Annotated in this window: 9 protein-coding genes and 19 tRNA genes; 1 reads left to right on the forward strand and 27 read right to left on the reverse strand. The window is 46.4% G+C overall.

Annotated elements, in window-relative coordinates; translation table 11 throughout:
• Nucleotides 1-15: 15 nt before the first annotated feature.
• From corC to miaB, 4 genes are all read right to left on the reverse strand, one after another.
• The gene (gene corC, locus PG915_RS04680; protein ID WP_353498074.1) at nucleotides 16-912 is read right to left on the reverse strand and encodes a CNNM family magnesium/cobalt transport protein CorC; all 897 of its coding nucleotides are present in this window, start codon (nucleotides 910-912) and stop codon (nucleotides 16-18) included.
• A 66-nt stretch (nucleotides 913-978) separates the two neighbouring features.
• Nucleotides 979-1,443 carry an rRNA maturation RNase YbeY gene (ybeY, locus tag PG915_RS04685; RefSeq protein ID WP_353498075.1) on the reverse strand — a complete coding sequence of 155 codons (465 nt, stop codon included), beginning with the start codon at nucleotides 1,441-1,443 and terminating at the stop codon, nucleotides 979-981.
• Nucleotides 1,443-2,537, reverse strand: a complete 1,095-nt coding sequence (locus PG915_RS04690; RefSeq protein ID WP_353498076.1) for a PhoH family protein — start codon at nucleotides 2,535-2,537, stop codon at nucleotides 1,443-1,445. The genes ybeY and PG915_RS04690 overlap by 1 nt, the downstream gene beginning before the upstream one ends.
• A gap of 116 nt (nucleotides 2,538-2,653) precedes the next feature.
• Nucleotides 2,654-4,078, reverse strand: coding sequence for a tRNA (N6-isopentenyl adenosine(37)-C2)-methylthiotransferase MiaB (gene miaB / locus PG915_RS04695; protein WP_353498077.1), 1,425 nt, complete (start codon nucleotides 4,076-4,078; stop codon nucleotides 2,654-2,656).
• A 265-nt stretch (nucleotides 4,079-4,343) separates the two neighbouring features.
• Between miaB and PG915_RS04700 the strand changes: the two genes are divergently transcribed.
• Entirely contained in the window at nucleotides 4,344-5,498 is a 1,155-nt protein-coding gene (locus PG915_RS04700; RefSeq protein WP_353498078.1) for a 2-octaprenyl-3-methyl-6-methoxy-1,4-benzoquinol hydroxylase, read from the forward strand.
• 11 nt (nucleotides 5,499-5,509) lie between these two features.
• Here the strand turns inward: PG915_RS04700 and PG915_RS04705 are convergent, their stop codons facing one another.
• From PG915_RS04705 to PG915_RS04815, 23 genes are all read right to left on the reverse strand, one after another.
• On the reverse strand, nucleotides 5,510-6,523 hold the full coding sequence (locus tag PG915_RS04705; protein WP_353498079.1) for a lactonase family protein: 1,014 nt from the start codon (nucleotides 6,521-6,523) through the stop codon (nucleotides 5,510-5,512).
• Nucleotides 6,524-6,745: 222 nt separating this feature from the next.
• Nucleotides 6,746-6,830, reverse strand: a tRNA-Leu gene (locus PG915_RS04710).
• A 79-nt stretch (nucleotides 6,831-6,909) separates the two neighbouring features.
• Nucleotides 6,910-6,986, reverse strand: a tRNA-Met gene (locus PG915_RS04715).
• 41 nt (nucleotides 6,987-7,027) lie between these two features.
• A tRNA-Leu gene (locus tag PG915_RS04720) sits at nucleotides 7,028-7,112 on the reverse strand.
• 54 nt (nucleotides 7,113-7,166) lie between these two features.
• Nucleotides 7,167-7,241 (reverse strand) — tRNA-Gln (locus tag PG915_RS04725).
• A 51-nt stretch (nucleotides 7,242-7,292) separates the two neighbouring features.
• A tRNA-Leu gene (locus tag PG915_RS04730) sits at nucleotides 7,293-7,377 on the reverse strand.
• 54 nt (nucleotides 7,378-7,431) lie between these two features.
• Nucleotides 7,432-7,506 (reverse strand) — tRNA-Gln (locus PG915_RS04735).
• Nucleotides 7,507-7,574: 68 nt separating this feature from the next.
• Nucleotides 7,575-7,659: transfer RNA gene (locus PG915_RS04740), tRNA-Leu, on the reverse strand.
• A 54-nt stretch (nucleotides 7,660-7,713) separates the two neighbouring features.
• Nucleotides 7,714-7,788: transfer RNA gene (locus tag PG915_RS04745), tRNA-Gln, on the reverse strand.
• 51 nt (nucleotides 7,789-7,839) lie between these two features.
• Nucleotides 7,840-7,924: transfer RNA gene (locus PG915_RS04750), tRNA-Leu, on the reverse strand.
• A gap of 54 nt (nucleotides 7,925-7,978) precedes the next feature.
• Nucleotides 7,979-8,053: transfer RNA gene (locus PG915_RS04755), tRNA-Gln, on the reverse strand.
• A 51-nt stretch (nucleotides 8,054-8,104) separates the two neighbouring features.
• A tRNA-Leu gene (locus PG915_RS04760) sits at nucleotides 8,105-8,189 on the reverse strand.
• Between the two features lie 54 nt (nucleotides 8,190-8,243).
• A tRNA-Gln gene (locus PG915_RS04765) sits at nucleotides 8,244-8,318 on the reverse strand.
• Nucleotides 8,319-8,369: 51 nt separating this feature from the next.
• Nucleotides 8,370-8,454: transfer RNA gene (locus tag PG915_RS04770), tRNA-Leu, on the reverse strand.
• An 83-nt stretch (nucleotides 8,455-8,537) separates the two neighbouring features.
• Nucleotides 8,538-8,614: transfer RNA gene (locus PG915_RS04775), tRNA-Met, on the reverse strand.
• Between the two features lie 39 nt (nucleotides 8,615-8,653).
• Nucleotides 8,654-8,738 (reverse strand) — tRNA-Leu (locus PG915_RS04780).
• An 83-nt stretch (nucleotides 8,739-8,821) separates the two neighbouring features.
• A tRNA-Met gene (locus PG915_RS04785) sits at nucleotides 8,822-8,898 on the reverse strand.
• Between the two features lie 79 nt (nucleotides 8,899-8,977).
• Nucleotides 8,978-9,052: transfer RNA gene (locus tag PG915_RS04790), tRNA-Gln, on the reverse strand.
• A 51-nt stretch (nucleotides 9,053-9,103) separates the two neighbouring features.
• Nucleotides 9,104-9,188: transfer RNA gene (locus tag PG915_RS04795), tRNA-Leu, on the reverse strand.
• A gap of 38 nt (nucleotides 9,189-9,226) precedes the next feature.
• A tRNA-Met gene (locus PG915_RS04800) sits at nucleotides 9,227-9,303 on the reverse strand.
• 293 nt (nucleotides 9,304-9,596) lie between these two features.
• Nucleotides 9,597-10,688 carry a redox-regulated ATPase YchF gene (ychF, locus tag PG915_RS04805; protein ID WP_353498080.1) on the reverse strand — a complete coding sequence of 364 codons (1,092 nt, stop codon included), beginning with the start codon at nucleotides 10,686-10,688 and terminating at the stop codon, nucleotides 9,597-9,599.
• An 11-nt stretch (nucleotides 10,689-10,699) separates the two neighbouring features.
• Complete coding sequence (pth, locus tag PG915_RS04810; protein ID WP_353498081.1) at nucleotides 10,700-11,290, reverse strand: aminoacyl-tRNA hydrolase; 591 nt, start codon at nucleotides 11,288-11,290, stop codon at nucleotides 10,700-10,702.
• A 120-nt stretch (nucleotides 11,291-11,410) separates the two neighbouring features.
• Entirely contained in the window at nucleotides 11,411-12,361 is a 951-nt protein-coding gene (locus PG915_RS04815) for a ribose-phosphate pyrophosphokinase (RefSeq protein ID WP_042503361.1), read from the reverse strand.
• Between the last annotated feature and the right edge of the window lie 21 nt (nucleotides 12,362-12,382).

A 12,382-nucleotide genomic window follows, 5' to 3' on the forward strand; every position in this document is an offset into this window, starting at 1 on the left:
GGTTGAGGTAAGTGTTTACTCTTCAACGCTTGAAGCAGTTTCTTGGTCCGGGATAGTCACTTGGACTTGAACCACACGACGGTTATCCGCCGCTGTCACCTTAAAGTTGTAATTTTCTATTTCAACCACTTCACCGCGAATCGGTAAGTGACCAAATGCAGTCATGACTAAGCCACCGACGGTATCCACTTCTTCATCACTAAAGCTAGAGCCAAACGTGTCGTTAAACTCTTCAATGGTGGTGAGCGCTTTCACAGCGAACGTGTGCTTACTCAGTTTTCTGATATCTAGCTCATCGTCGTCATCGAACTCATCTTCGATTTCACCAACGATTTCTTCGAGAATATCTTCGATGGTCACCAGACCCGATACTCCGCCGAATTCGTCAACAACAATGGCCATGTGATAACGCTCTTCACGGAACTCTTTCAGTAGGCGGTCTACACGCTTACTTTCAGGAACCACTACAGCAGGGCGGATCACTTCTTCAATATCAAATGGGGCGCTGTCAGAGCCCAAGTAACGGAGGAGGTCCTTAGCTAAGAGGATGCCTTCTACATGGTCTTTATCTTCACTGATGACTGGGTAGCGTGAGTGCTGTGCGTCGGTCATTAGTGCGATCAGTTTATCGAGGTTATCGGAACGTTCGATAGTGACCATTTGCGAACGTGGCAACATAATGTCGCGTACTCGCATTTCAGAAATTTCCATAACACCCTCAAGCATGTCGCGGGTGTCGTGGTCAATTAGGTCGTTTTCTTCAGAGTCGCGGATAACATCCACGAGCTCTTGGCGATCTTTTGGCTCTCCTTGAAAAATTTGACCTAGGCGCTCAAAGAAGGACTTCCTACTCGGACCTTCAGATTTTTTACTTTTTCCCTCTGGCTGAGAGGGAGAAGACTCTTCGTTCATGACTTCTCAATTCAGAATGCTACCAGATGTGTGATAGCGCACATGTGTAAAGGCGAGTTTTTGCCTCTACTCCTTTTCTGCAAGATATGGGTCTTCAAAGCCCATTTCAAGCATAATTTCAGTTTCCAAAGCTTCCATTTCTTCGGCTTCTTCATCTTCAATATGATCATAACCTAGCAGATGAAGACTGCCATGTACAACCATATGTGCCCAGTGTGCGTTCAAGGGCTTTGACTGCTCAATGGCCTCTTTTTCCACCACTTGGCGGCAGATAATCATATCGCCAAGGAGGTCTATCTCTACGCCTGGAGGCGCTTCGAATGGGAATGAAAGCACGTTAGTCGGCTTGTCTTTACCACGATACTCGTGATTGAGTTGGTGGCTTTCTTGCTCGTCAACGATTCGGATGGTGAGTTCCGCTTCTTTTTGAAACGGAATAATGGTTTTATCTAACCAGCGCTGAAACTCATCAGCGCTTGGCAGGCCTTGTTCTGATTCGACAGCAAGTTGTAAATCCAGTTCAATGCTCATTATTTACTTTCCGAAGGTGTGCTTGTCGCCGCGGCTTTGTCGAGTAACGCTTGTGCTGCTTCTCGCTCTTCACGACGTTTGCGCTCTATCTCTTTGCGAGCTTTTGAATCTTCCGCTTCCCACTTTTCGTAAGCGTTCACGATACGAGCGACAACAGGGTGGCGCACTACGTCGTCTGATTGGAAGAAATTAAAGCTGATTTCATCGACTTCGTTAAGCACTTCGATAGCATGACGAAGACCAGACTTCGCGCCGCGTGGCAAGTCAATCTGAGTCACGTCACCGGTGATGACTGCGCGCGAGTTAAAGCCAATACGGGTCAAGAACATCTTCATTTGTTCAACCGTCGTGTTCTGACTCTCGTCGAGAATAATAAACGCATCGTTTAGAGTACGGCCGCGCATGTAAGCAAGCGGTGCAACTTCAATTACGTTTCGCTCAATCAGTTTTTCAACACGCTCAAAGCCAAGCATCTCGAACAGTGCGTCATAAAGTGGGCGCAAATATGGGTCGACTTTTTGGCTAAGGTCTCCAGGTAGGAATCCCAGTTTCTCACCGGCTTCAACCGCTGGTCGAGTTAATAGAATACGGCGGATCTCTTGGCGCTCCAGCGCATCAACAGCGGCGGCAACGGCAAGGTATGTTTTACCTGTACCGGCAGGGCCAATGCCAAAGCTGATGTCATGAGTGACCATGTTTACCAAGTACTGTGCTTGGTTTGGTGTGCGTGGCTTGATGATGCCTTTTTTGGTCTTAACAAAGACTTCTTTACCGTGAGCAATTTCCGATTCGGTATTTTGCTCAAGTACGCCGGACTCTTTGACTGCTAAGTGAATCTGCTCAGGTTCAATATCTGGAGTCTGACCACGAACAGGTGCAGTGTCTACGTAGAGTGATTTAATGATGTCGAGTGCAGCAGCACTAGTATGTGGCTTACCAACGATAGTGAAGTAGTTGCTTCTGTGGTTTATTTCGACACCTAAACGGCGTTCTAAGTGTTTGATGTTGTCATCGAAAGGACCGCACAAGCTGGACAGACGGCGGTTGTCTGAAGGTTCTAGATTGATTTCTAGAGTTACGATTTGATTACTCAATGTTGCCTCGCATGTTGCCCCTTAAGGGCGATGAACGGAGCCCGATTTTGACCGGACTCCACATTTTTTCCCATATCACTCCAAAATAGCACAATGGAGCGCTTTGGGTATAGGCATTAAGGCGTAAAGGTAGCCACACCTAGCTCATCTTCGCGTTTGGTTTTCGCCATCATTTGCATTGGTGAAATCACAGAGCGAAGATCCATATCTTTTTCAGTTCTTACGAGCTCACCACGAAGAGAGTTCGCAAACACATCGGTAATTTTCACATCAACAAATTGGCCGATTAGCTCAGCGCCACCTTCGAAGTTTACAACACGGTTGTTTTCAGTACGTGCTCGTAGTTCCATTAGGTTTTTCTTTGATGGACCTTCAACAAGAACGCGTTGCTCAGTGTCTAGCATTAGACGAGAGTAGCGCATCGCTTGTGTGTTAACGGTTTGCTGTAACTCGTACAAACGATCTTTCTTAGTTTGCTCAGGCAAATCACAAGGGTAGTCAGCTGCCGGCGTACCAGGACGTGGTGAGAAGATGAAGCTAAAGCTCATATCGAAATCAACGTCTTTGATAAGCTTCATGGTGTCTTGGAAGTCTTTGTCTGTCTCACCAGGGAAGCCAACGATAAAGTCAGAACTGATTTGAATATCAGGACGCGCTTTACGTAGCTTACGAATGATAGATTTGTACTCAATCGCCGTATGAGGACGTTTCATCATCGTAAGGATGCGATCTGAACCGCTTTGCACCGGAAGGTGCAGGAAGCTCACAAGCTCAGGCGTGTCTTCGTATACTGCGATGATGTCATCGGTAAACTCTAGCGGGTGGCTAGTCGTGAATCGAATACGGTCAATGCCATCGATTGACGCGACTAGGCGCAGCAGTTCCGCGAATGAACAGATGTCGCCATCGTGCATTGGGCCGCGGTAAGCGTTAACGTTTTGACCTAGAAGGTTCACTTCACGAACGCCTTGCTCTGCAAGCTGTGCGATTTCGTATAAAACGTCATCCATTGGACGGCTAACTTCTTCGCCACGTGTGTATGGTACTACACAGTAAGTACAGTATTTTGAGCAGCCTTCCATAATAGAAACGAACGCAGTTGCACCTTCAGCGCGAGGCTCAGGTAGACGGTCGAATTTCTCGATCTCTGGGAACGAGATATCCATAACAGGTACTTCGTCGTTTTGCGATTGTTTGATCATTTCAGGTAGGCGGTGCAGAGTTTGCGGGCTAAAAATTACGTCTACGTATGGCGCTCGTTCGCGGATGTGGTCACCTTCTTGTGTCGCTACGCAGCCACCAACACCGATCACAACGCCTTCTTTCTTATCTTTCAGTGTTTTCCAACGACCAAGTTGGTGGAAAACTTTTTCTTGCGCTTTTTCACGGATCGAACAAGTGTTCAACAGTAGTACGTCTGCTTCCTCTGGCACTTCAGTTAGCTCGTAGCCATTTGCAGCATTAAGCAGATCGGCCATTTTTGATGAATCGTATTCGTTCATCTGGCAACCCCAGGTTTTAATTAGCAGTTTCTTACTCATCACTATCGCTCGTCAGTTATGTAAATCTTATGCTGAACTATTGTTCAATTTATAGCCACCATCTCGGCGGTAAGCGGCGTATTGTACTGCTTTAAAAACCGCCTGACTAGGGGTAGGGTAAAATCTCTTTGAGAGCTTATATTTCAATTGGTACACGTCGAAATTAGCCCTCACAAAAGCAAGGATTTTGACGGGAAAAAACTCGCGCTTTAGCAAGTCGCTACGTACAATGAGAACACATTGATTTTAAGACAGTATTAGCACTATGGAACAGTATGAAATAGTCGTCGTAGGCGGTGGAATGGTAGGAGCAGCTCTTGCTCTCGGTCTTGCAAAGCAGGGGCGTTCAGTTGCCGTTATTGAGAAGTTCACACCGAAGCCATTTGAACAAGCCCAGGCGATGGATTTGCGTGTGTCTGCTATTTCACATCGTTCTGTTGATCTTCTGCAATCTTTAAATGCTTGGGACGCGATTCAAGACACCCGAGTCTGTCCGTACGCAAGGCTTGAAACATGGGAGGCAGACAATTGTCGAATTCGATTTAATGCCGACGAACTCGCACTCCCGCAGTTGGGTTATATCGTTGAGAATCGCATGATTCAACTAGGCCTTTGGGCTCAGTTCGCACGTTTTGAGAACCTCAAAGTCATTGAAGGTGATGGTGTTGAGAGCTTAGAACTTGCTCCAAATGACTCCAGCATCACGCTTGAATCGGGTAGGGTGCTTAAGGCGCGTTTGGTAGTGGGCGCCGATGGTGCTAACTCGAGAGTGAGACAATCTGCGGGCATTGGTATTACCGCCTGGGACTATCGCCAGGAATGTATGCTAATCAATGTTGAAACTGAGCTACCACAACAAGATATTACATGGCAGTGGTTTACACCAAGCGGTCCTCGTTCGTTTTTGCCTCTGTGTGGTAATCAAGGCTCGCTGGTTTGGTATGATGCTCCTAAGCGTATTCGACAGTTGAAGAATATGAATCCCGCTCAGCTAGAGTTGGAGATCGCTACTTATTTTCCGGCGGAACTCGGGAAAGTGAAAGTGCTACAACATGGTTCATTTCCACTGACCCGTCGTCATGCTCAAAGTTACCATAAGCAGGGTTGTGTTATCGTTGGTGACGCTGCACACACGATTAATCCTCTAGCGGGACAAGGGGTCAACTTAGGCTTTAAAGATGTAGAAACACTGCTCGAATGTTTTGAGTCTAAAGGGGTGACACAACAGGCGCTGGTTCAATATGAGCGTTTACGTCGCCCAGACAACCTACTTATGCAAACAGGCATGGATGTGTTCTACAAAGGCTTTAGTAATACGTTGCCGCCTTTGATGTTTGCACGTAACGCCATACTTAAGTTGGCGGAGCACTCTGGGCCAATTAAACAACAAGTGTTGAAATACGCCATTGGCTTAAAGTAATCAACTAAGCACTAATTCCCAATCACTAAGCACGTCGGGGCAATAACATCAGGTAGGCTTGAATGCCAATTGGGCTTACCTGTTTTAGGGTCGAGCTCGAATATTGAAACGTTATTTGAATGCTGATTGGCCGCGAGCAACCATTTGCCATCTGGCGTGATACTGATATCTCTAGGAAATGCCCCATGCGTCTTTACATAGCCTTGATATGCAGGATGCTCCGGCTCACTCACATCAAACCAACTTATCACAGACTCCCCACGACTGGTTAAGTACACATAACGTTCATCGACCGAGAGTTTAATGGCCGCTGCCGCTTCGTGGCATGAATGCTCTGGAAATGCAGTGATAGTAGTGACTATTTGCCACTGTTGTTTTGTTAGGGCAATCACTGTCAGAGACTCGTCGAGTTCACACAATACAAAACCGAATAGGCCATCTTGGGTAAAGCTGACATGTCTTGGTCCGCTTCCTGGTGGTAATTCCAAACGTTGAGGCTGTTGAACTTGTTTGCCTTCACAGTGGTAGAAGGTAAGCAAATCGATACCAAGATCGACCGTGACCAATTGAGTCGTGTTAGGAATAAACATCACTTGATGTCCATGGGGTGATAGTTGGCGAGTAGCGTGAGGACCTTGGCCATAGTTGGATAGCTTGGCTATCCGTTGCCCTATCTTTCCTGCAGGCTCCAAAGCAAACAGTTCGAAGTCTCCAGTTCCGTAGTAGGCAACAGCGACTCTATCAACAGTATCGGAAATTGCGACATGACAGGGCGCATCCCCGTCTAGCATCACTTTTTGAGAATATTGCTCATCGCCTGCAAGAAAGTGCAAAGCAGCCCCTTCCGCTTGAAAAACCTCAGACACTACATAAAGGCCATGTTGAGAATGGGTAAGGTAAGAGGGATTAACGACATCAGTTTTGACGGAGGGTGAACTTACTGCACCGTTTGTTCCGAATTTGACTTGAGAAAAGCCAAGATGGCCTTGTTGTGAATATTGACCAATATATACGTTAGACTGCATATCGCTGCGAACCACTTCAATAAATAACCATATGGAACAAGAATCTGCGTGACGATGCAATTTGGATAGGGGCAATGGGAAAATCTGTGATGAGTGTTGCGAAAGATAATGCGAGTTAGTTACTTTTAGCAGGGTATTGAGTTTTCACTCACTGTATCAAAGAGTAAGTGACAAAGACATAGAAGGAAAAAAGGCTCGTCAAATGACGAGCCTTCTTAATGATGGTGCGGAAGGAGAGACTTGAACTCTCACACCTTGCGGCGCCAGAACCTAAATCTGGTGCGTCTACCAATTCCGCCACTTCCGCAACAAATCTTTATAGCTAAGAGAGTAATTGGTAAAACTCAATCTCAACGTTGTCTGGTAAGTATAACTTACAATATAAATGGTGGCTACGACGGGATTCGAACCTGTGACCCCATCATTATGAGTGATGTGCTCTAACCAGCTGAGCTACGTAGCCACTCTGAGTTCTTTCGAACTTCTTTGTCTTTCAAAGAAAGATGGTGCGGAAGGAGAGACTTGAACTCTCACACCTTGCGGCGCCAGAACCTAAATCTGGTGCGTCTACCAATTCCGCCACTTCCGCATCAATTCTGTAGTCTTAGCTGATGATTGGTGAATCAGCTAGACGTTGTAATAGTGGCTGGGCTACCTGGATTCGAACCAGGGAATGCCGGCATCAAAAGCCGGTGCCTTACCGCTTGGCGATAGCCCAACAGATTGTTTCAGATGTCAATCACATCACTCTATGTTTCAAGAGAAATAATGGTGCGGAAGGAGAGACTTGAACTCTCACACCTTGCGGCGCCAGAACCTAAATCTGGTGCGTCTACCAATTCCGCCACTTCCGCATCAATTTTGTAGTCATAGTCGACGATTGGTGAATCAACTAGACGTTGTATTAGTGGCTGGGCTACCTGGATTCGAACCAGGGAATGCCGGCATCAAAAGCCGGTGCCTTACCGCTTGGCGATAGCCCAACTGGATTGTTTGATATGTCAATCACATAGCTCTTTATTTCTAAAGGCTCTTTATTTCTAAAGAAAGATGGTGCGGAAGGAGAGACTTGAACTCTCACACCTTGCGGCGCCAGAACCTAAATCTGGTGCGTCTACCAATTCCGCCACTTCCGCATCAATTTTGTAGTCTTAGCTGACGATTGGTGAATCAACTAGACGTTGTAATAGTGGCTGGGCTACCTGGATTCGAACCAGGGAATGCCGGCATCAAAAGCCGGTGCCTTACCGCTTGGCGATAGCCCAACAGATTGTTTCAGATGTCAATCACATCACTCTATATTTCAAGAGAAATAATGGTGCGGAAGGAGAGACTTGAACTCTCACACCTTGCGGCGCCAGAACCTAAATCTGGTGCGTCTACCAATTCCGCCACTTCCGCATCAATTTTGTAGTCATAGTCGACGATTGGTGAATCAACTAGACGTTGTATTAGTGGCTGGGCTACCTGGATTCGAACCAGGGAATGCCGGCATCAAAAGCCGGTGCCTTACCGCTTGGCGATAGCCCAACTGGATTGTTTGATATGTCAATCACATAGCTCTTTATTTCTAAAGAAAGATGGTGCGGAAGGAGAGACTTGAACTCTCACACCTTGCGGCGCCAGAACCTAAATCTGGTGCGTCTACCAATTCCGCCACTTCCGCATCAATTTTGTAGTCTTAGCTGACGATTGGTGAATCAACTAGACGTTGTATTAGTGGCTGGGCTACCTGGATTCGAACCAGGGAATGCCGGCATCAAAAGCCGGTGCCTTACCGCTTGGCGATAGCCCAACAGATTGTTTCAGATGTCAATCACATCACTCTATATTTCAAGAGAAATAATGGTGCGGAAGGAGAGACTTGAACTCTCACACCTTGCGGCGCCAGAACCTAAATCTGGTGCGTCTACCAATTCCGCCACTTCCGCAACAAACTTTGTAGTTAAGAGAGTAATTGGTATAACTCAATCTTAACGTTGTACTTGAAGGTAAACCTACAAGTTTCAATAAATGGTGGCTACGACGGGATTCGAACCTGTGACCCCATCATTATGAGTGATGTGCTCTAACCAGCTGAGCTACGTAGCCACTCGAGGCTCTCGCCTTACTGTTCTTTCAAAAGAAAGATGGTGCGGAAGGAGAGACTTGAACTCTCACACCTTGCGGCGCCAGAACCTAAATCTGGTGCGTCTACCAATTCCGCCACTTCCGCAACAAACTTTGTAGTTAAGAGAGTAATTGGTATAACTCAATCTTAACGTTGTACTTGAAGGTAAACCTACAAGTTTCAATAAATGGTGGCTACGACGGGATTCGAACCTGTGACCCCATCATTATGAGTGATGTGCTCTAACCAGCTGAGCTACGTAGCCACTCTTGAGAGCGAGAGAATATAATACAAACTCGTCTCATGTGCCAAGGTTTTTTTCCAAAAACTTGCCACTTTAAAAATGGCTGGGCTACCTGGATTCGAACCAGGGAATGCCGGCATCAAAAGCCGGTGCCTTACCGCTTGGCGATAGCCCAACAGGATTGTTTACTATGTCAATCACATGGCTCTTTATTTCTAAAGAATAATGGTGCGGAAGGAGAGACTTGAACTCTCACACCTTGCGGCGCCAGAACCTAAATCTGGTGCGTCTACCAATTCCGCCACTTCCGCATTATTTCCTAAAAACTCTAAAAAGAGTGCTTAGGAAATGGTGGCTACGACGGGATTCGAACCTGTGACCCCATCATTATGAGTGATGTGCTCTAACCAGCTGAGCTACGTAGCCATTTCCATATTGTTGATTCTCTTCGAAAGTTGCCTTATCGCTGAGAACGGGGCGCATTATGCGGAGTTGAGTGTGATGCGTCAACTTTTTTTGTGAAGAAATTCGCCAAAAAGTGCCGTTCGAACCTTTTTTAATCAAACCGCTCTGTTTCTGATCTAAATCAGCTAGATAATTGTCGATTTTCTAAGGTGCTATTGGTTTCGATATGGAGTCTTATTGTGAGTTGATAGACCTTGTAAAACAACAAAAGCCAGCAGTTGCTGGCTTTTTAAACAATAACGAGTGTGAAGAAATTACACGTTGAAGCGGAAGTGAACTACATCACCATCTTTAACGATGTATTCTTTACCTTCTAGACGCCATTTACCTGCATCTTTTGCACCAGACTCACCGTTGTATTGAATGAAGTCGTCATAACCAACAACTTCTGCACGGATGAAGCCTTTTTCGAAGTCAGTGTGGATCTTACCTGCGGCTTGCGGCGCAGTTGCACCAATAGGGATAGTCCAAGCGCGAACTTCTTTAACGCCAGCAGTGAAGTAGGTTTGCAGAGTCAGTAGTTCGTAACCAGAGCGGATCACTCGGTTAAGACCAGGCTCTTCAATACCCATATCAGCTAGGAACTCTTCGCGATCTTCGTCGTCTAGCTCAGAAAGCTCAGATTCGATAGATGCACACACCGCAACAACTACGTTGTTTTCTTTTTCTGCGTACTCGCGTACTGCATCAAGATACGGGTTGTTCTCAAAACCATCTTCATTCACGTTTGCGATGTACATGGTTGGTTTTAGCGTTAGGAAGTTTAGGTAACCAACGGCTGCTAGCTCTTCTTTTGCAAGATCAACAGTACGCGCCATGCCACCTTCAGTAAGCACTGGTAGTAGCTTTTCAAGTACGGTGAGCTCGAATTTCGCGTCTTTGTCGCCGCCTTTTGCTTTCTTAGCATTACGCTGAATTGCGCGCTCACAAGAGTCTAAGTCAGCAAGAGCTAGTTCAAGGTTGATCACTTCGATGTCTTCGATTGGTGACACTTTGCCTGCAACGTGAACGATGTTTTCGTTCTCAAAACAGCGAACTACGTGACCGATCGCGTCAGTTTCACGGATGTTCGCTAGGAATTTGTTACCCAGACCTTCACCTTTAGAAGCACCAGCAACAAGACCTGCGATGTCCACAAACTCCATTGTTGTTGGAAGGATCTTTTGTGGATTAACAATTTTCGCCAGCGCGTCTAGACGTAGATCTGGCACAGGTACCACGCCTGTGTTTGGTTCGATAGTACAGAACGGGAAGTTTGCTGCTTCGATACCAGCTTTAGTCAGTGCGTTAAACAGAGTTGACTTACCTACGTTTGGTAGACCAACGATGCCACATTTAAAACCCATGATTGTAAACCTTATTCAGCTTTGAAGGTGTGTAAGCGATTTTGTGCTTTTGTCAGGCCATCTTTCAGTAAGATGTCGAGACTGCGAACGGATTCATCGACAACAGCATCAAGGCATTCTTGCTCTTTTGCTGGCGCTTTACCGAGTACATAACCTGCTACTTTGTCTTTGTGCCCAGGATGGCCAATACCAATCCTTAGACGATAAAATTCTTTATTGTTGCCCAGCTTGCTAATGGTGTCTTTTAAACCATTGTGCCCGCCATGACCGCCACCTTTTTTGAACTTGGCAACGCCTGGAGGTAAGTCTAGCTCATCGTGAGCGACCATGATCTCTTCAGGTTTGATCTGATAAAACTTCGCAAGTGCAGCAATAGCTTTTCCAGACAGGTTCATAAATGTGGTGGGGATTAACAGTCGTAAGTCACTGCCATTCACCAGAATTCGACCCGTGAGACCGTAGAACTTTGGTTCGTTTTTCAAAGTGACGTTATGGATACGAGCGAGTTCCTCTACCACCCAAGCACCGGCATTGTGACGCGTACGAGCGTATTCAGGTCCAGGATTGGCAAGGCCTACAAGCAATTTTATCTGCTGAGTCAACGTTAAGATCTCTCTTGAATCTCAAAAGCGCGGTATAATAGCACACTAAATTGGCACAAAAAATGTGAATACAAAAAAACCACTTCGAAGGGAAGTGGTTTTTTCATTTCTAGGCGAGAATTACTTTGAAGTAAACATCGCAGAGATTGATTCTTCGTTGCTGATGCGACGAATAGCTTCAGCAAGCATGCTAGATAGAGTTAGCTGAGTTACTTTACCAGTCGCAGCCATCTCTTTTGTTAGCGTGATAGAGTCAGTCACGATAACTTGGTCTAGAACAGAGTTCTTGATGTTCTTAGCAGCGTTGCCAGAGAATACAGCGTGAGTAGCGTAAGCGAATACACGCTTAGCACCGCGCTCTTTAAGCGCTTCTGCTGCTTTACATAGCGTACCGCCAGTATCGATCATGTCATCAACGATCACACAGTCGCGACCTTCAACATCACCGATTAGGTTCATCACTTCAGATACGTTAGCGCGTGGACGACGCTTGTCGACGATCGCGATATCGATGTCGCCTAGTGCTTTAGCTGTTGCACGAGCACGCACAACACCGCCTAGGTCAGGTGAAACAACCACTGGATCTTCTAGACCACGCTCAGCCATGTCTTCAAGAAGGACTGGTGTACCGAAGATGTTATCTACAGGTACATCGAAGAAGCCTTGAATCTGCTCTGCGTGTAGGTCGATTGTAAGAACGCGGTCAACACCAACGTTTGAAAGGAAGTCTGCAACAACTTTTGCAGTGATTGGCACACGTGCAGAGCGCACACGACGGTCTTGACGAGCGTAACCAAAGTAAGGAATAACAGCAGTAATACGGCCTGCTGAAGCGCGGCGCATTGCATCAATCATTACCACTAACTCCATTAGGTTGTCGTTAGTTGGCGCACAAGTTGACTGAATGATGAATACATCACTACCACGAACGTTTTCGTTGATTTGAACAGCGACTTCGCCGTCAGAGAAACGGTCAACAGTAGCATCTCCTAGAGAGATGTATAGACGGTCAGCAATACGTTGGGCTAGTTCAGGTGTTGCGTTACCAGCAAATAGCTTCATATCAGGCACGGTGGAAACCTCAGGGTTGCG

It is taken from the genome of Vibrio sp. CB1-14 (assembly GCF_040412085.2).
GTDB lineage: Bacteria > Pseudomonadota > Gammaproteobacteria > Enterobacterales > Vibrionaceae > Vibrio > Vibrio chaetopteri.

What these genes read in the sequence shown, in the direction of transcription:
- PG915_RS04700 (WP_353498078.1), top strand. Translation starts at nt 4,344, where the DNA reads ATGGAACAGTATGAAATAGTCGTCGTAGGCGGTGGAATGGTAGGAGCA.
- PG915_RS04705 (WP_353498079.1), bottom strand. Translation starts at nt 6,523, where the DNA reads ATGCAGTCTAACGTATATATTGGTCAATATTCACAACAAGGCCATCTT.
- miaB (WP_353498077.1), bottom strand. Translation starts at nt 4,078, where the DNA reads ATGAGTAAGAAACTGCTAATTAAAACCTGGGGTTGCCAGATGAACGAA.
- ybeY (WP_353498075.1), bottom strand. Translation starts at nt 1,443, where the DNA reads ATGAGCATTGAACTGGATTTACAACTTGCTGTCGAATCAGAACAAGGC.
- ychF (WP_353498080.1), bottom strand. Translation starts at nt 10,688, where the DNA reads ATGGGTTTTAAATGTGGCATCGTTGGTCTACCAAACGTAGGTAAGTCA.
- corC (WP_353498074.1), bottom strand. Translation starts at nt 912, where the DNA reads ATGAACGAAGAGTCTTCTCCCTCTCAGCCAGAGGGAAAAAGTAAAAAA.